General features: G+C 73.2%; 11 protein-coding genes, 1 tRNA gene and 1 pseudogene. 3 read left to right on the plus strand and 10 right to left on the minus strand.

The genetic code is table 11. The features are described from left to right. Positions 1-109 precede the first annotated feature (109 nt). Genes J2S46_RS09440 through J2S46_RS09455 form a run of 4 tightly spaced genes read right to left on the minus strand, consistent with a single transcriptional unit; the run spans position 110 to position 3,636 of the window. The gene (locus tag J2S46_RS09440; RefSeq protein WP_191292237.1) at positions 110-1,027 is read right to left on the minus strand and encodes a glycosyltransferase family 2 protein; all 918 of its coding nucleotides are present in this window, start codon (positions 1,025-1,027) and stop codon (positions 110-112) included. Continuing rightward, on the minus strand, positions 1,024-1,854 hold the full coding sequence (locus J2S46_RS09445; RefSeq protein WP_191292236.1) for a CDP-alcohol phosphatidyltransferase family protein: 831 nt from the start codon (positions 1,852-1,854) through the stop codon (positions 1,024-1,026). The genes J2S46_RS09440 and J2S46_RS09445 overlap by 4 nt, the downstream gene beginning before the upstream one ends. Further along, complete coding sequence (locus J2S46_RS09450) at positions 1,832-2,893, minus strand: iron-containing alcohol dehydrogenase family protein (RefSeq protein ID WP_073925384.1); 1,062 nt, start codon at positions 2,891-2,893, stop codon at positions 1,832-1,834. Before J2S46_RS09450 ends, J2S46_RS09445 begins: the two co-directional genes overlap by 23 nt. Further along, positions 2,881-3,636, minus strand: a complete 756-nt coding sequence (locus J2S46_RS09455) for a phosphocholine cytidylyltransferase family protein (protein ID WP_191292235.1) — start codon at positions 3,634-3,636, stop codon at positions 2,881-2,883. Before J2S46_RS09455 ends, J2S46_RS09450 begins: the two co-directional genes overlap by 13 nt. A gap of 542 nt (positions 3,637-4,178) precedes the next feature. Between J2S46_RS09455 and idi the strand changes: the two genes are divergently transcribed. Continuing rightward, a complete protein-coding gene (gene idi, locus J2S46_RS09460) occupies positions 4,179-4,820 on the plus strand; it encodes an isopentenyl-diphosphate Delta-isomerase (protein ID WP_191292234.1) in 642 nt (213 codons plus the stop codon). A gap of 219 nt (positions 4,821-5,039) precedes the next feature. Here idi and J2S46_RS09465 read toward each other — a convergent pair. Then, positions 5,040-5,531, minus strand: a pseudogene (locus J2S46_RS09465) (ATP-binding protein); the annotation flags it as partial. Between the two features lie 575 nt (positions 5,532-6,106). Here J2S46_RS09465 and J2S46_RS09470 point away from each other — a divergent pair. Together J2S46_RS09470 and metG are read left to right on the plus strand one after the other, a co-directional pair. Further along, positions 6,107-6,191: transfer RNA gene (locus J2S46_RS09470), tRNA-Leu, on the plus strand. Positions 6,192-6,486: 295 nt separating this feature from the next. Continuing rightward, a complete protein-coding gene (gene metG / locus J2S46_RS09475; RefSeq protein WP_191292233.1) occupies positions 6,487-8,241 on the plus strand; it encodes a methionine--tRNA ligase in 1,755 nt (584 codons plus the stop codon). A gap of 155 nt (positions 8,242-8,396) precedes the next feature. Here the strand turns inward: metG and J2S46_RS09480 are convergent, their stop codons facing one another. The 5 genes from J2S46_RS09480 to J2S46_RS09500 all read right to left on the minus strand — a co-directional run bounded on the left by J2S46_RS09480 (position 8,397) and on the right by J2S46_RS09500 (position 16,525). After that, entirely contained in the window at positions 8,397-9,176 is a 780-nt protein-coding gene (locus J2S46_RS09480; protein ID WP_191292232.1) for a VOC family protein, read from the minus strand. Between the two features lie 68 nt (positions 9,177-9,244). Beyond that, positions 9,245-12,373 carry an AAA domain-containing protein gene (locus J2S46_RS09485; protein WP_191292231.1) on the minus strand — a complete coding sequence of 1,043 codons (3,129 nt, stop codon included), beginning with the start codon at positions 12,371-12,373 and terminating at the stop codon, positions 9,245-9,247. A gap of 186 nt (positions 12,374-12,559) precedes the next feature. Further along, positions 12,560-15,127: a collagenase gene (locus tag J2S46_RS09490; RefSeq protein WP_229913063.1), complete on the minus strand. Its 2,568-nt coding sequence runs from the start codon at positions 15,125-15,127 to the stop codon at positions 12,560-12,562. Positions 15,128-15,501: 374 nt separating this feature from the next. Continuing rightward, positions 15,502-15,954 carry a DUF5990 family protein gene (locus J2S46_RS09495; RefSeq protein ID WP_307352741.1) on the minus strand — a complete coding sequence of 151 codons (453 nt, stop codon included), beginning with the start codon at positions 15,952-15,954 and terminating at the stop codon, positions 15,502-15,504. Continuing rightward, on the minus strand, positions 15,872-16,525 hold the full coding sequence (locus J2S46_RS09500) for a hypothetical protein (protein WP_191292228.1): 654 nt from the start codon (positions 16,523-16,525) through the stop codon (positions 15,872-15,874). Before J2S46_RS09500 ends, J2S46_RS09495 begins: the two co-directional genes overlap by 83 nt. Positions 16,526-16,537: the final 12 nt, after the last annotated feature.

Raw genomic sequence — 16,537 nt, forward strand, 5'->3', positions numbered from 1 at the left:
TCAGGAGTCGGGCGGCCGGTCGGCGGGGTACGCCGGACGTCCGCCGGAAGGGGATCCACTGGGATCACGGGGGAGGTCCGGCCGGCGGTGTGGTCGCCGGCCGCTGCGATCAGATGACCGGCGGTCTGCCCAACCTGGTCAGCCGCCACACAGTACGCCATCGCATGGGCCGGCGCGTGCCGCAGGGCTCGCTCCAGCCCGCCCGGAACCCGCCCACCCAGGCCTTGAGCGCCTCGGGGGAGGGGCGGCGGGCCAGCGTGAGCAGGAACCAGGTTCCCAGGTAAAGAGGCACGAACAGGGCGGGAAGGTTCCGCCGTGCCAGCCAGACCCGGTTCCGGGCCACGTTGTGGAAGAACGTGGCGTGCCGGGCGGGCGAGGTGGTCGGGTGGTGCAGCACCACGTCCGCCCGGTAGTCGATGGACCAGCCTGCGTCCAGCGCCCGCCACGCGAGGTCGGTCTCCTCGTGGGCGTAGAAGAACTCCGCGGGCAACTGGCCGGCCTGCTCGAACACCGTGCACCGCACGGCGCTGGCGCCGCCCAGGAAGGTCGTCACCCGGGACGAGCGCAGCGGATCGCTGGCCCGCAGCCGGGGCACGTGCCGGCGCTGGGTGGCACCGGTCTCCGGGTCGGCGATCCGGAAGCTGACGATGCCCAGCCCCGGGTCGGCGGTGAAGGCCTCACGCAGCAGCCGGGCCGAGTCGGTGCCGGGCAGCCGCCCGTCGTCGTCCAGGAAGAGGACCGCGTCCACGTCCCGGCCGTTCGGGCCGAACAGCTCGATGCCGACGTTGCGCCCGCCGGGGATGCCGACGTTCTCCGGCAGCTCGACCGAGCGCACGCCCGCCGGCAGCGGCGGCAGCGCGGCGCCCTGGCCGACCACGGCCAGCTCGACGGCCGGGCCCTGCTGCGCCAGCACCGACTCGATCAGCGCGTTCAGCTCGGCGGGACGGTTGCCCATGGTGATGATGACCGCACCGAGGCGGAAGTCCTCGGGGCGGGTCGCGGCGGCGCCGGCGGCCGGGGCGGTCATCGGAGCCTGCTGGAAAGGACGATGCTGAGCAGGTGGAGCACGGTCTGCAGCATGGCGACGGCCGCCAGCACCACCACCGCGAGCCGGGTGAAGAACAGCCCGCCGTGGACGGCGTCGGCCACCCCGGCGGCCAGGACGAACAGCGAGGCCTCGACCGCGCCGACCAGCCGGTGGAACTTCAGGAAGGCGGCGGCCTTGCGGGCCTTGGCCACACCCGAGGAGCGCGGCACCGCCGCGCTGTCCTCGACCGCGGACAGGCCGCTGCGGGCCCGCGCCACGTCCACCAGGTCGGTCTCCGACTTGATCAGGATGGCGCCGAGCGCGGCCAGCGTGCCCAGGAAGGCCCACTCCCACTTGGAGCCGCCGCCGCCGCGGTGGAACAGGTCGGCGGCCCGCAGGCCGAGACCGGTGAGCAGCGCCGCCTCGGACATGTAGTGGCCGACCCGGTCCAGGTAGACGCCGGTGAGGGAGGTCTGGCGGCGCCAGCGGGCCACCTCGCCGTCCACGCAGTCGAGCAGCAGGTAGACCTGGATCAGCAGCGCGCCGAGGACCGCACCGGCCAGCCCGGGGACGACCAGTGCCGCACCGGCCAGGATGCCGGTGAGCATCATCAGGTAGGTGAGGCCGTTGGGCGTGATGAAGGTGACCGGCGCCAGCACCCGGGTGATCCGCAGCGAGATGCTGCGCATGTAGAGGCGCCCCGCCCAGTGCTCCGCGCTCCGGCGCTGGAGCATGCCCTCAGGGTGGATGACGGCCCGCAGCTCCTCGATCGAGGGCCGGACCGTGAGGTCGACCGCGGGGCGGTCAGTCGTTGACGGCTTGGACATAGTCGGCGTACGCGTCCCTGATGGCTGATGGGGAGAGGTCGAGGTGCTCAAGGATGGTGAAGCGACCCGGACGGGTGTTCGGAGCGTAGTGCACCGCCTCGGTGAACTCCGCCTCGGTGAAGCCGATCTGAGCTGCGGTCACCGGCAGGCCGTGGCGCGCCAGGCACTCCACGATCAGACCGGCCAGCTCGCGCTCGCCCCGCAGGAAGCTGGCGAAGGCGGCCCCGAGGCCCACCTGTTCGCCGTGCTGGGCGGATCGCTTGGGATACAGCACGTCCAGGGCATGCGAGATCTCGTGGCAGGCACCGGAGGAGGGCCGGGTACTGCCCGCGATATTCATCGCGATGCCGGACAGTACCAGGGCTTCCGCCAGGGCCGTAAGGAGGTCCTTGTCCTGGAGGTTTCCCGGATGGCGCAGCAGGCTCTCCCCCGCCGTACGGGCCATCGCGACGGCCAGTCCGTCGACCTTCTCGCCGGTGACGGCCTGGGACAGCTCCCAGTCCGCGCAGGAGGAGATGTTGGAGATCGCGTCGCCGATGCCGGCCGCGACGAAGCGCTGCGGCGCCTCGCGGATCACGTCCAGGTCGACCACGATGCCGATCGGCCCCGGCACCCCGTAGGAGCCGCGTCCGGCGTCGTTGTCGAGGGTCGAGACCGGCGAGCAGATGCCGTCGTGGGCCAGGTTGGTGGCCACCGCGACCACCGGCAGGCCGACCCGGGCGGCGGCGTACTTGGCGGCGTCGATGATCTTGCCGCCGCCGAGGCCGACCATGGCGTCGTAGTGCCCGGCCCGCATCCGGTCGGCGAGGCGCACCGCGCTGTCCAGGCTGCCGTCGTCGACGTTGTACCAGTCGGCGCCGGGCAGGGCCGGCTCCAGCCGGGCCCGCAGCGCCGCGCCGGACCCGTTGCTGATCGCGATCGCGATCCGGCCGGCGGCGGACAGCCGCTGGTCGGCGAGGATGCCGGCCAGCGAGTCCAGGGCCCCCGGACGGATCTCCACGAAGACCGGCGACGGAACCAGACGGGTCAGTACTGGCACGCGATCTCCCGCGCCTTGGCCAGGTCCTCGTGGTTGTCGACCTCGACCCAGGAGACCTCGCCGATCGGCTGCACGTCGATCCGCAGCCCCCGGTTCACCATCTCCTGGTAGCCGTCCTCGTAGTACAGCTGCGGGTCGCGCTCGAAGGTGGTGCGCAGGGCGTCGGAGAGGTCCTGGGCGGCGGAGGGGTTGATGACCGTGACGCCGATGTACTCACCGGTCGCCTCCGCGGGCTCCATCAGCTTGGTGATCCGGCGCATGCCCGCGGCCGGGTCCACGACGACCTTCATCTCCTCGTCGGCGAGCTTCTTCACCGTGTCGAGGGCCAGCAGGATGCCGGGGGCGCGGCCCTCCTTGGCCAGGCGGTCGTTGCCGTCCAGCATGGTGCGCTGCACCGAGGCCGGGTGCACGGTGTCGCCGTTGGCGAGCAGCAGGCCCTCGCCGAAGAGGTCCCGGGCGCACCAGAGGGAGTAGGCGTTGTTCCACTCCTCGGCCTTGTCGTTCTCGACCAGGGTGAGCTTGACGCCGTACTTCTGCTCCAGGGCGTCCTTGCGGTCGTACACCGCCTCCTTGCGGTAGCCGACCACGACGGCCGCCTCCCGCAGACCGACCTCGGCGAAGTTGCCGAGGGTGAGGTCCAGGACGGTCCGCTCCCCGTCGACCGGCACCAGAGCCTTCGGCAGGGTGTCGGTGTACGGGCGCAGCCGGCGGCCGGCGCCGGCTGCCAGAACGAGGCCGATCATGCGGTGTCTCCTGATCCGTCGTGCTCCGCTTGTCGAGCGCCGCGCACGAGGTGGGTGCGCGCGGCCGCGCGGGCGTGATCACGCGGGAGCGACCCCGCACCACCCGGCCGACCTGCCCGCCGGATGCCCGCGCCGGCCACTCTCGGTGGCGCTCCGGTACCGCCGCGGGGGCGGTACGCCGTACTGGTGATGGTAGGCGACCGCGGCGACCAGCCCGAACGCGCCCGGTCCTCGGCCGCGGGCGGGGCCGGTCCGGGGGCGGTCGGGCCCGCGGACGGGGCCGGGGAGGCCGGGGCCGGGGACGGACGGAGGCCGAGGGCGGGAGGCCGGGGACGGGGACGGGGACGGGAGGCCGGGGCAAGGCCCGGGCGGGCCGGCGCCGGGAGGCGCTCATGATCGGAAGTGATCGAACCATTGTCGCGATCGAACGGATTTCCTATTCGAAAGCGCAGGACCCGGCCAACAATGCGTCGGGCGGCAATCCTGCGCGCCCATACGGCAGACTGGGGCGCGACGCCACCGGTGCTCCCGAAAGAGGCCTCATGCCGCAGAGTCCCCCGACCAACCCGACGCACTTCGCCTCCGAGATCGACACCGGTCTCGACGTCGAGACCGACATCGCCGAACCGGCCGGCGGGACCGGCGCCCCGGAGATCCTCCTGGAGCTGGTCGACGACGAGGGCGTCACGATCGGGACGGCCGAGAAGCTCTGGGCGCACCAGCAGCCGGGCCGGCTGCACCGCGCCTTCTCGGTGTTCCTCTTCGACCGCCAGGGCCGGATGCTGCTCCAGCGCCGCGCCCTCGGCAAGTACCACTCCCCCGGGGTCTGGTCCAACACCTGCTGCGGGCACCCCTACCCGGACGAGCCGCCCTTCGTGGCCGCCGCCCGCCGTACGGCGGAGGAGCTCGGGGTCGCCCCGGCGCTGCTCTGCGAGGCCGGCACCGTCCGCTACGACCTGCCCGACGAGGCCTCCGGGCTGATCGAGCGCGAGTGGAACCACCTGTTCGTGGGCCTGGTCACCGCCCCGGTGCGGCCGAACCCCGACGAGGTGGACGACTTCGCCTTCGTCAGCGCCGAGGAGCTCAAGGAGCTGGAGGCCGAGCGCCCGTTCTCGGTCTGGTTCCGGACCGTCTTCGAGGCCGCCCTGCCCGGGATCCGCGAGATCGCCGGACGCGACTGGTAGCAGGCGGCCCGGGCGCTCGTCCGACCCGGCCGGCCAGGCCGGGTCGGGTCGGACCGGTCAGGCGAGCGCCGGGGACCCGCCCTCGGCCTGCGGCGTGACCGGCGGCTGCGGCGCGGTCAACGGCTGCAGCGCGGTCAGCACCTGCACGGTGGCCGTGGCCAGCGGCGGCCTCGGCTGCTCCGGCGCCTGCGGGCGGCGCCCCTGCTCCTCCGGGGCCCGCGGCTCATCGTCGGCTCCCGGCGCCGGGAGCGGCAGGGAAGCCCAGATCACCTTGCCCCCCGAGGCCGTCCGCTCGACGTCGCAGACCCCGCCGGCCTGCAGGGTGACGCTCTTGACCAGCAGCAGCCCGCGCCCGCCGAGCTGCCCCAGGTCGCTCTCCAGCGCCTTCGGGCGGTACGGGTGGCCGTCCTCGACCGAGACCCGCACGCTGCCCCCGCCGATCGTCAGCTCCGTGGTGACCTGCGGCGAGAGCACGGCCGCGTGCGTCACCGCGTTGCTGACCAGCTCGGAGACGATCAGGAGCAGGTCGTCGATCAGCTCCTGGTAGCGCCAGCCCGCCATGCCCTGGGCCAACAGTCTGTCCCGCACCGCGTGCCGGGTCCTCGGCACGGACGACTCCTGGGCCAGGACCGAGATCCGCCAGACGCCCTCGACCGGACCGGCACCGGGCCGTCTCGCCCCGGGCTCGGCCGCCCCGCTGATCTGTTCCACGTCAAGCCGCCCTTCATGCTGGTAACGGGAGGCGTCACCGGCTGCCGCCGACGTCGGGAATCAGGCGTTCCACTCATGGCTCCCTTGGTCCCCAGAGGCTAGGAGAGCCACGCCGGACACCACGGCAGCGTCGACAACTTGCCCGTGTCGGACCGCTCGCGCCCGATTCCGATCGGTTGCGGTGGCAGATCTGCCAGAAATCCCGCATCGAGCGCGGCTGGATCGTTCACGGCGCAGATGCGTTCTCCGCCCTGCGCCCCCGTGCGCCCCCAGCCGCACCGGCCGGCCGGCGGCCGGCGACCGGCCACCCGGGCCGGACCCGTCACCGGACCCACCGCCGGACCCGTCACCGCGCCTGGGCGGCGTCGAGAACGCCCCCGTGGCGCACCCCGGCGCACCACCTGTCGGCCGCCCCCTTCGGCCGGATCCTCCCGGTTCGCCCCCTCCCGCTCCGGCGACGCGGCGGGCCCCCTCCCCGACCACAGAAACGCAGGTGAGAAGCGCTCCAGAACCCTGGTAGTGTTCTCTCTGTCGCCAAGGGGAACAGCAAGCGAAAACCCCGAGGCACACACCCTGTCCGGGTGGCGGAATGGCAGACGCGCTAGCTTGAGGTGCTAGTGCCCTTTATCGGGCGTGGGGGTTCAAGTCCCCCCTCGGACACAGATCGATCCCCGTGGGATCACCGAAGTGCCGGTCGAGAATTCTCGACCGGCACTTCTGCGTTTGCGGATCGCCGGAGCCGGGGCCGGCCGTCGCCGGGCACCGCCTGTTCGCCGGGCGGACACCGGCGATGGGGGCTCGGCGCAGTCGATAAACTGATGGCTGCCTGTAGCAGCGGCCGCCACGGCCGGTGACGGTGGCGTACGCATCCGCCGTGCGCCCCGGCTGCTGCCCGCCGACCCGCGCCCGGCTCCGCCGAGCCCGGCGCCCACCTCATGAAGAGGAGCATCCCAGGATGGCTCGACACCTGATCACCAGCGCGCTTCCGTACATCAACGGGATCAAGCACCTGGGGAACATGGTCGGGTCCATGCTCCCCGCGGACGTGTACTCCCGCTACCTGCGCCGACGCGGCCACGAGGTGCTCTACATCTGCGCCACCGACGAGCACGGCACACCCGCCGAGCTGGCCGCCAAGGCCGCCGGGCTGCCGGTGGACGAGTTCTGCGCGCAGCAGCACCTCGCGCAGAAGGCGGTCTACGACGGCTTCGAGCTGTCCTTCGACTACTTCGGGCGCAGCTCCTCGGCGCAGAACCGGGAGATCACCCAGGAGTTCGCGCGCGAGCTGCACGCCAACGGCTTCATCGAGGAGCGCGCCGTCCGCCAGGTGTACTCCAAGGCCGACGGCCGGTTCCTGCCGGACCGTTACATCGAGGGCACCTGCCCGCACTGCGGCTACGACAAGGCCCGCGGGGACCAGTGCGAGAACTGCACCCGCCTGCTGGACCCGACCGATCTGATCGACGCCCGCTCGGCGGTCAGCGGCAGCCGGGACCTCGAAGTCCGGGAGACCACCCACCTGTTCCTGCTCCAGTCGAAGCTGGAGAGCGAGGTGGCCGCCTGGATCGACGCCACCGGCTCGGAGTGGCCGACGCTGGCGTCCTCGATCGCCCGCAAGTGGCTGACCGAGGGCCTCGCGGACCGGGCGATCACCCGGGACCTCGACTGGGGCGTCCCGGTGCCCGGCGACGTGTGGCCCGAACTGGCCGCCGCCGGAAAGGTGTTCTACGTCTGGTTCGACGCCCCGATCGAGTACATCGGCGCGACCAAGGAATGGGCCGACGCGGCGCCGGCCGACGAGAGCCGGGACTGGAAGTCCTGGTGGTACCGGGCCGACGACGTCCGCTACACGGAGTTCATGGCCAAGGACAACGTCCCGTTCCACACCGTGATGTTCCCGGCCACCATCATCGGCACCCGCGCGCCCTGGAAGAAGGTCGACTACGTCAAGGCCTTCAACTGGCTGAACTACTACGGAGGGAAGTTCTCCACCAGCCAGCAGCACGGCATCTTCACCAACGCGGCCCTGGAGCTGCTGCCCGCCGACTACTGGCGGTACTTCCTGATGGCCAACGCCCCGGAGTCGGACGACACCAGCTTCAGCTGGGAGCTGTTCTCCTCCTCGGTGAACAAGGACCTCGCGGACACGCTCGGCAACTTCGTCAACCGGGTGCTGTCGTTCAGCCTCAAGCGCTTCGGCGACAGCGTCCCGGCGGGGAACGAGCCCGGCGAGGCCGAGCGCGCCCTGGGCGAGGAGGTCGCCGGCCTGCTGGCCGAGTACGAGGGGCACCTGGAGGCCCTGCGGTTCCGCAAGGCCGCCCAGGCGCTGCGGGCCCTGTGGAGCGCCGGCAACTCCTACCTGGAGGCGAAGGCCCCCTGGCTGGAGATCCGCACCGACGAGGCCGCGGCCGCCCTCACCCTGCGGACGGCGATGAACCTGATCCACCTGTACGGGGTCGTCTCGGAGCCGTTCATCCCGTCGACCGCGGCCGTCATGCGCGGCGTGTTCGCCCGCCCGGAGCAGGCCCTCCCGGACGGGGGACCGGCGGCGCAGGCCCCGGCGGCCGACCTGGCCTGGGTGACCCCCGAGCAGGCCCGCGCGCTCGAGTTCGTCGGCGCGGGCACCTCGTTCACCGTCCCGCCGGTGCTCTTCGCCAAGATCACGGACGAGAACCTGGAAGCCTGGCGGGAGCGCTTCGGCGCGGAGTGAGTGCCACGGGGCCGCCACGGTGGGAATGCCACGCCGTGCGTGCCACCGGCCGAGCAGCCCCGGGTGACCGTACGAAGCCGCCCCGGCGTCGGACCACCGGCGCCCGGGCGGCTTCGCCGCGTTCCCGGCCACGGCCGGGAACGCGGCGGCGGCTGCTACATCGGCAGCGGCGCGATCACCGCGAAGACCGCTCCCTGCGGGTCCGAGACGACCGCCATCCGGCCGGCCACCATGTCGAACGGCGGCAGCAGGGCCTTGCCGCCCTTCTTCACCAGCTGGTCGACCGTACTGTCCGGGTTGTCCACCGCGAAGTACGTCAGCCAGTGCGCCGGTGTCCCGGGCGGGTCCATGTCGAGGGTGCCCATGCCACCGACGCTGCGGCCGGCGACGTTCAGCGAGTAGTAGCCCTCGGCGCCCTCCATCGGCGTCACCTCGATGCCGAGGACCGCGCGGTAGAAGGCGGTCGCCGCGGGGACGTCGCCGGTGTGCAGGTCGTTCCAGACCAGCGCGCCGTGCTCGCCGACGATCTCGGCGCCCGCGAAGTCCACCGCCTGCCAGATCCCGAACACCGCGCCGGTCGGGTCCGCCACGATCTGCATCCGGCCGGTGGTGCCGACGTCCATCACCGGCACCAGCACGGTGCCGCCGGCTTCGGTGACGGCCCGCTGGGCGGCGTCCGCGTCGTCGGTGGCGAGGTGGGTGGTCCACGCGACCGGCGGTTTGGGCATCCCCTCGGGCGCCATGGTCGGGCCGATGCCCGCCACCGCCTTGCCGTTCAGCGTGCAGACCGCGTAGCCGCCGAACTCGGCCGGCCCGATCTCGCCCTGCCATCCGAACAGGTCCCGGTAGAAATCCAGCGCCGCCTGCTGGTCGTCGGCCATCAGATCGACCCAGCACGGCGTGCCGGGCAGGTACGGATCAGTGACTTCAGGCATCTCTTCTCCCTGCTGGTGACCCCTCGCCCACCTTCCCCGCGCAGGCCGGAATCTGCCACCGGAAGGCCCTACGGCAGCCAGCGCCGCACCGCCGCCCGGTCGGTGCCGGCGGCGTCCACCCACCAGAGCTTGAGCCTGCCGTCCCAGCGGGCCCGGACCAGCCGCCTGGCCTCGTCCTTCTCCTGGTACGGCACCTTGAGGTAGAGCCGCCCGTCGACCACGTCACCCGGGGCGGTCCCCGCCGGCGCCCCGGTCGCCCTGCCCGCCACCGGCGCCGACGGCGCCGGCGACGCGGGGGCGACAGCGGGGGCGGGCGCGGGAGCCGGGGCGGTGCCGGGGGCCGCGGCCCGGGCCCGCGGGTCGCCGCCGGGGCGCTCCCAGCGGCTCTCGTCCGCCGGCCTGGCCTGCGCCATGATCCGCCGCACCCGGCGGCAGGACTCCGGGTCGGTCAGCCGCATCATCAGGTCGGTCGGCCCGATCTTCGCCAGCAGGTTCAGCGAGCCGTGCCACAGCACGGTTTCGTCGACGATCAGCACCTTCTCGTGCATCCGCTCCCGCTGCAGTACCGTGATGCCGCTCCGGCCGAGCCGCTCCACCAGCCAGGTCGCCCGGGTGTCCCCGCGGTGGTCCCTGGTGTGGACGGTCACCGTGACCCCGGCGGCGGCCCGCTCGGCCAGCGGCCCGATCCAGTGGTCCACGGCCTTGGCGTTCAGGAAGGCGCAGAAGACGTCGATGCTGGTGACCGCCCGGCCGAGGTCCCAGGACACCGCCCGGCCCACCTCGTCGGCGGGGAAGAACGCGGGGCGCGCCAGCTCGTCCTCGGCGAGGCCGGCCAGCTCGGCCGCCTGCCGGACGGGCACCAGCTCCTCCACCGGGAGCCGGACGGCGTGCCGCTCCAGATGGTCCAGCATCACCAGCGCCTCGCTGTGCGGAGCCAGGTGCTCGCGCAGGTGCGCCACGTCGGCGACCACCACCAGGTGGTCCTGGGCCCGGCTGGCGGCGACGTTGAGCAGCCGGGTGGTGGTGGAGGACAGGCCCGTCCCCTCGTAGAAGAATCCCGGCTTGGCCCCCGCGCCGGCCACCATGTCGATCACCACCAGCGGCCGCTGGCTTCCCTGGAACCGGTGCACGGTGTCGACCAGGCCCTCGTACTCCTCCCCGAACCGGTGCCGCAGCCCCTCGCTCAGCCGCCGCACCTGGTCCTTGTACGGCGCGATCACCGCCAGTTGCGCACCAGGCCCCGGCGCGCCGTCCCCCGTGCCGGAGACCCGGGCGGGCAGCACGCCGTCGTACTGCAGGCCGCGGACCAGTTCGTGGATCACCGCCTCGTGCACGGCGTTGGTGCGGTGGGCGCCCGGGCCGCCGCCGGGCACCCGCTGCCCGGAGGTGTCGAGCAGGACGAGCGGGCCGGGCAGCAGCGGCGAGGACGGCAGCCGGCTGCCGTCCGGGCGGCCGGTGCGCAGCGGCGCGTCCGGGTAGGCGACCGCGTTGACCAGTCCGCAGACGGCCGGATGCATCCGGTACTGGGTGTCCAGGCCGACCAGCCGCGGGTCGCCGCCGCGGGCGGCGCCGTCCGTGCCGACCAGCCCGGCCGCGTGGAAGGCGTCCCGGGCGGCCCACTGCCGCGAGTGCGGCTGCTGGTCCTTGTCGGCGTCGTCGCCGGCCGCCTTGGTGACCGCGGGCAGTTGGCGGAAGTCCCCGGCCACCACCACCCGCTTGCCGGCCAGACCGGCGGCGACCCAGGCGGACGGGAGGTCGACCATCCCGGCCTCGTCGATCACCACGACGTCGATCTCGTCCATCAGCCGGCGGGACTGCACGGCCCGGGCGACGGTGGTGCCGAGCACCCGGCAGCGGGACCGGACGGTGTCCTGGAGCCGGCGCCGCTCGGCGTCCAGCTCCTGGATCTGCTGGTGCAGGGCCTCGGCCCGGGCCTCCAGCTCGCCCCGGGGCGGGGTGCCGGCCAGCTCCGCGGCGGCCCGCTGCCGCTGCGCCTCCAGGGCAGGGATGTCGGCCTCGGCCCGGGTGGCGCGGGCGGCGGCCTCCCGCTGGGTCCGGGCGGCGGCCTCGGTGGCCTCGATCTGCCCGGCGAGTTCCGCCCGCAGCTCGTCCAGCTTGGCCTGCTTGCGGTCGGCGAACAGGCCCTGGACCGGTGCGGCCCGGGCGAGTTGGAGCCGCAGGGCGGCCGCGGCGGCGTCGGCGACCAGCAGCCGGTGGCCGGCCTCGTCGCTCTCGGCCGCGGCCGCACGCTGCCGGGCCCGGGCGCCGTCCAGGCTCTCGGTCAGCCGCCGGCCCTCGTCGTGGCGGGCCAAGGCGGCGCGTACGCCGTCCAGTTCCGGTTTGGCCCGGGCGAGCCGGGCGTCGATCTCGGCGTTCACCCGGGCGGTGATCCGCTCCTCGTCGACCTGCTCACCGAAGCGCCGGGCGAGGCTGGGGACCACGAGCCGGCCGGCGCGCTGCACCAGGCCGGAGTCGAACCCGCTCTCCCGCTCCAGCAGTTCGCAGATCCGCTCCAGTGCCTGGTCGACCGCGACGTTGGTGGGTGCCAGGAAGAGCACCCGGTGCCCCTGCCGGTAGCAGCCCTCGGCGATGTACGAGACGACGTCGGTCTTGCCGGTGCCGGGCGGGCCCCAGAGGAAGAGGATCCGGCTGCCGAGTGCCTGGGCCACGGCCCGCCGCTGGCGGTCGTTGAGCTGCAGGCCGTGCCAGCCGGCCACCCAGCGGTGCGGGTCGGGCACCTGGGCGACCGCGGCGTCCCCCTGGTCGAGCAGCAGGCCGGCCATGGCGGTCTCCAGGCGGCTCTCCGGGCCGCCGACCGCTTCGAGGCGCTTGACCAGCGCGACCCAGTTGCCGGCGTCGTCCTCACGGAGTTCGGCCCTGGCCCGGTCGGTGCCGAGGTCGGCGGCGGTCAGCACCCGGACGGCGCCGTCCGGTCCGCGGGTCACCTCGGCCGGTGTCCAGTCGTGCTGAGATCCCTCGGGGCGGACCAGCAGGGCGCGGCCGTCCAGGGTGTCCCGCCAGTTCTTGCAGCGGAAGACGTACTCGCGCGGGTCCCCGCCGCCGGTCTGCCGCCCGCTGTGCAGCAGGACGGTGTCGGCGGAGCGCGCCGAGCCGTCGTGCCGGCGGGCCGAGGCGATCTCCGCCCGGCACGCTCGCAGGAACTCCTCGGTCGGATACGGACGTTCCGGTCCCGCCATGTGATGCCCCCCTTGTCGCCGCCCCTCCGGCCGCATGATCAAGGTTAAGCCCCGGGGCCGGCCCGCACCCCGTTCTCGGCGGGACGGGTGCCGTTCCCGTGCTGCCGGGAGCGGGCACCGGACCGCCCCGGCGGGGCGCTGGCGCGTCCCCGCCGGGGCGGTCCGGTACGTGCGGAGGAGGCGCGGTCAGTAGAGGGTCTTCACGGTGGCGCCGGTGAAGCCCTGCTGGGCGTAGAGGCTGATGTAGACCGGCCCGGCGGGCGGGTTGTTGATGGTGAGGGACTCGGTGTTGCCGGTGCTGGTGGACTTCGCGGTCCAGGAGCCAGTGGTGGCCCAGCCGTTGGCGTTGTAGTAGAGGTCGGCGTTGCCGGTGCCGCCGGCGGCGGTGACGGTCAGCTGCTGGGTGCCGGCCGGCACGTACAGGTACAGGTAGCTGTAGTTGCCGGTGGTCGCGGCGAGGTTGGAGCGGCGGCAGTTCTGGCCCAGCTGACGGGTGTCGGCGGCGGTGCACTCCGGGACGGTGGTCACGGTGACCGCCCTGGTGGCGGTGGCGGTGGCGCCCTTGTCGTCCGTCACGGTCAGGGTGACGGTCCAACTCCCTGCCGTCTGATAGGTCTTGGCGGGGTTGGCAACGGTGGAGCCGGTGCCGTCACCGAAGTTCCAGGAGCGGGCCGCGATGGTGCCGTCCGGGTCGGCGGAGGTGTCGGTGAAGGCCGCGGTCAGGTCGTTGGTGACAGCGGTGAAGGCGGCGGTCGGGGCCTGGTTGGCGGGCGGGTTGGTGGTGCCGCCGCAGGCGCCGGCCGCACAGGCGGTGAGCCAGCTGGTGAAGTCGGCGTCGTAGCGGGTGCCGATGGTGCCGGTCAGGAGGCTACGGGCGCCGGCCCAGTCACCGGCGCGGTACTTGGCGAGCACGGCGTCGATGTCGGCTCGGTGCGACTGCAGCATGTATCGGACGGCCAGGTAGCCCCAGTTGTAGATCCTGGTCTGGTCGGCGTTCTCGTAGGTGGTGCCGAACAGGGTGCTCAACGAGTAGGTGTGCTGGGCCGCCTGGGCGATCGCGGCGTCGTAGCTGACGTTGCGGTAGGAGTAGGAGATGTACTCCGCGAAGCCCTCGACCCACCAGATGGTCGGGGTGGTCACACCGGCCTCGAAGTCGCCGTACATGTCGAACCGGCCGTCGAGGTAGTGGGTGTACTCGTGGTTGAGGTTCCAGATCTGGAAGGCCGGGCGCACCCACTCCGCCTCGTAGGCGATGAACCGCGGCTGGTTGCCCACGGCGGCCGGGTCGCCCTCCAGGTACATCCCGCCGTTGTCGGTGCTGATGCCGAAGATGGTGCCGGCGTACGTCTGGTAGTCGCTGCTGGAGTCGAAGACCACCACCTCGATGGTGGTGTTGGTGTCCCCGGCGACCGCGCCGCTGTCGCGGACCACGCCGTGGAAGTACGCGTCCTGGTTCTTCAGGCTGGTGCAGGAGGAGGCGAGTTCGGCCGCGGCCATCTGCTGGGCGACGATCCGGATGCTCGGACTGCAGGTGTAGTTGACCGTCAGGACGGCCGCCTTGAGGCGGGCCGGCAGGTCGCAGGTGCCGTAGTAGGCGCAGTTGGCCTTGTCGTAGGAGTCGGTCATCTCGGCGAGGCCCACCCAGAGGGCGGCGGTGCGGCCGGTGATCGAGCTCTGCCCGAGCAGGCCCTTGACCAGCGGCCGGACCTTGGCCTGCAGGGCGCTGTACTGGAGGAAGCGGCCCAGCTCGCGGCCGGCGTTGGAGACCAGGTAGCCCTGGTCGCCACCGAGCAGCGCGTTGTTGGCGGTGCCGAAGGCGTACAGGGTGTCGGTGACGCTGGGGTCGGCCTGGACGGCCGCCACGAAGGCGTCCGACTGGTGGCCGCGCCAGAGCACCGTGTAGGTGTTGTTGACGGCGTTCAGCATGTACCAGGAGCTGTTCCAGGCGGTGGTGTACCCCGACAGCAGCCGCTTGACGACCGAGAGGTAGCGGGCGTTCTCCTCGGCGCTGTCGATCAGGGTGACGGCCTCGGAGAGGGTCGCGCCGTTGGCGTCGGTGACGTCGCGGGAGCGCGGGGCGGCGAAGAAGGCGTCGAGGCCGCCGCGGATCGCGGTCTGCAGGGTGCTGCCGTAGGTGCCCACGGTCGACGCGTTGTACCAGTGGACGTAGTAGCCGGCCCGCAGGAAGAGCACCAGCTGGCCCGCCGAGGTGCTGTTGTCGCCGGGGTATCCGGCCGAGACGTCGCGGAGCGCGTTGGCCACGGTGGTCATCTGGGCCTCGCGGAACGCGGCGTAGGCGTCGTTGCCGGTCAGGTTGAACAGCGTGTTGACGCAGTCCAGGCCGGCGGACTTGATCTGCTGGACGAGCGCGCTGCCGGTACGGGTGGTGAAGTCCGAGGTGTTGCAGGCGGCTGCCGCGAGACCACGGGCGGCCGGGCCGCCCGAGGTGGCGGTCGTCGCGGGCCGGTCGTAGTCGCGTCGCAGCGCGCTGCGGTCCAGCGGCAGGGGGGCACGGTCCTTGGTGGGGAGGGTGCTGCCGGCGTGGCTGTCGTCCTGGTCGGCGGTACCGGTGGCCGGCCTGGGGGCCTGCCCTGCGGGCGTGGAGGTGCCGGGCGTCGGACCGCCGGCGGCACGGTCGGCCGGGCGGGGTGCGGCGGCCTGGCTCCTGGGGCTGAAGACGCCGATCGCCAGACAGAGCGTCAGTGCGACCAGCAGCAGCCTGACGAGGTCCTTCGGTATCCGGGCGGTTCTCACGTGGGGGGCCTCCTGGCCAGTGGTCGACCGCGTAGGGGCGCGGCCGTGAAGGAGGTGAGGACCGTTGTTGGCGAGCCGTGGGGCGGCTTCACCATCACACGGTGGGGAGTGTGACATGTACCATTGCATACGTCACATGGTGAGTGGAAGGCCTTCTGCGGAAGGAAGTTGCCGGCCGGTAGCACCGGGCGGTGGCGGCCGGCCCGGCCGGAGTGAGCCCGGGGAACTCCGGGCAGCCGAAGCGGTCGGTGGGTCAACAGCGCTGCGGGCGCCAAGACTTGGGACGGAGGGAGCCATCCGGCCGGATCCGGCCGGGCGCGGGGGATCGGCCGGGACCTACCGGGAAGGTCCCAGCCGAGGATCAGGACGGGGGATCAGGACGAGGGGTCAGGCGTCTCGTGTGGCACCGGCCGCCCGGCCGACCAGGTGATCAGTGGTGGCCGGACGGCGACGCAGAGCGGAAGCCCCTTCGCGTCGGCGAGGCCCGGCCGGGCGACCAGCAGCCCGGACCGCTCGGCGTCCTCCAGGACGGCGGGCCCGACCGCGTCCAGCATCGGCTTCGCCCGCCGGAACAGGGCGAAGCCGCCGGCGGCGTCGACCGACCCCCAGGAGAGGTGTACGAAACGGGCCCCCCGGCCGCCCTGCAGATACGGCCCCCTGAGGTCCGGGCCGGACGAGGTGCGGATGACGGAGCGGTCCAGCTCCCGGACCGCCGACGCGGCGTCACCCGGCCGCGGCGCACCGTCAGAGATCGGTCCCCGGCCGGGGCGGCCGGGGTGCCGGCCGGCCGGGCGGCCAGGGGCGGCCCCTCGGTGACGGCCGGTCAGGGCCGGGCGGCCCGCAGAAGCCGAGCTGCCGGCACACGGACTCCTGGACGAGGGCGTTCCACTCGCGGGTCAGCTCGGCCAGTTCCGCCTTGGCGCGCGCGGTCTCCTCGTTGGCGAGGTTCAACTCCTGGTGGACGGCTTCGAGCAGGCGCAGCAGCCCGTCGGACACCGGCTCAGGAGTCGCACCGGGGGCGGTACCGCGGTCCGCGGGCAGGTCGGGCCCGGCGGCGAAGACCGGGGTCGTCGCCCCGGTGGCCGGGCCCAGGCGCCGGGACGGGACGGAACGGTCCCCCGGCCCCCCGTACTGCGCAGCGCTCCCGGCCTCCCGCCCGCGCCCGCCCTGCCGGGCGGTCACCTGGGCGAGCTGCCGCTCGCTGCGGGACTCGGCGTCCGCGATCCAGCGACGCAGTCTGGCCAGCGCGAACTCGGTCACGGACAGGGCGATGACGGCGAGGCAGCCGAGAACGGGGATCCAGCGGGAGTCGTACGTACCGATCACGATCGCCGCGATTCCGGCGGCCGCGGCGGCGACGCGTAGTCCGTCGGTCGTCCTCGGCGGGATTCTCCGCATTTCTGGCCTCAC

This window comes from Kitasatospora herbaricolor (genome assembly GCF_030813695.1).
In the GTDB taxonomy this organism is placed as follows: domain Bacteria; phylum Actinomycetota; class Actinomycetes; order Streptomycetales; family Streptomycetaceae; genus Kitasatospora; species Kitasatospora herbaricolor.